This window comes from Actinomadura logoneensis (assembly GCF_003428695.1).
Classification (GTDB): domain Bacteria; phylum Actinomycetota; class Actinomycetes; order Streptosporangiales; family Streptosporangiaceae; genus Spirillospora; species Spirillospora logoneensis.
On the sequence record NZ_QURH01000501.1, the window covers coordinates 1 to 1,240 of the forward strand.

At 74.8% G+C, this 1,240-nt stretch carries 1 protein-coding gene; it reads left to right on the top strand.

Annotation, left to right across the window (positions count from 1 at the left end; all coding sequences use genetic code 11):
* Positions 1 to 200 precede the first annotated feature (200 nt).
* Positions 201 to 1,240, top strand: a 1,040-nt coding sequence (locus DZF91_RS23615) for an MMPL family transporter (RefSeq protein WP_147341321.1), incomplete at its 3' end; no start/stop codon positions are given.

Genomic DNA, 1,240 nt, shown 5'->3' on the forward strand with positions numbered 1-1,240 from the left:
CGCGGCGGCGTCCGCCGACCCCTCCGGCTGACTCGCTTCCGGCCGGGGCCCGCCGCCTTGCCCCGGCCGGAATCCCCCCTTTCGGCGGACCCACCCCTGAGAGACCTGGCGACCGGCCCGTCGCCGAGTCGTCGACCGTGCACCGTCCGCGAGTCCGGAGCGCCCCCCGGCGCGTCCGGCATCGAATGGGATCTTCTCTCTTGGCAACCTTCCTCTACCGGCTCGGCCGGTTCTCCTACCGGCGCCGCAGGCTCGTCGCCCTCCTCTGGGTGGGGCTGCTCGTCCTGTTCGGCGTCGGGGCGGCCGTGCTCAAGGCCCCGACGTCCAGCGACTTCTCCATCCCCGGCACCGAGGCCCAGCGCGCCATCGACCTGCTCAAGGACCGGATGCCGCAGGCGTCGGCGGACGGCGCGACCGCCCGGGTGGTGATCCGCGCGCCGGCCGGCCACACCCTCGCCGAGCCCGCGAACCGGGCCGCCGTCGAGCAGGTCGTCGGCAAGCTGCGGACGGCCCCGCAGGTCGGGTCGGTCGTGGACCCGTACCAGGCGAAGGCGCTCTCCCCGGACCAGCGCACGGCCCTCACCCAGGTCACCTACAAGGTCACCCAGGTGGACGTGAAGCAGTCCTCGCGCGACGCCCTGCAGGACGCCGCCGACGCGGGCCGGTCCGCCGGGCTGACCGTCGAGATGGGCGGCAGCGCCACCCAGGGCATGCCCGAGCAGGGCGCGTCGGAGCTCATCGGGCTCGCGATCGCCGCCGTGGTGCTGCTGATCACCCTCGGCTCGCTGGTGGCCGCCGGGCTCCCGCTGCTGAACGCGATCCTCGGCGTCGCGATCGCGATGAGCGGCATCACCGCCGCCACCGGTCTGGTCGAGATGAGCTCGACCACCTCCACGCTGGCGCTGATGCTCGGCCTCGCCGTCGCGATCGACTACGCCCTGTTCATCACCTCCCGGTACCGGCACGAACTCGAGGAGGGCAGGTCCGGTGAGGAGGCCGCCGGCCGCGCCGTCGGCACCGCCGGGTCGGCCGTGGTCTTCGCGGGCCTGACCGTCGTGATCGCGCTGGTCGGGCTCGGCGTCGTCGGCATCCCGATCCTCACCGAGATGGGCGTCGCGGCCGGGTTCGCGGTGGTCGTCGCCGTGCTGATCGCGCTCAGCCTGCTGCCCGCCATGCTCGGCTTCGCCGGCCGGCGGGTGCTCGGCGGCCGGATCCGCGGCCTGCGCGGCGGGCCCCGGCC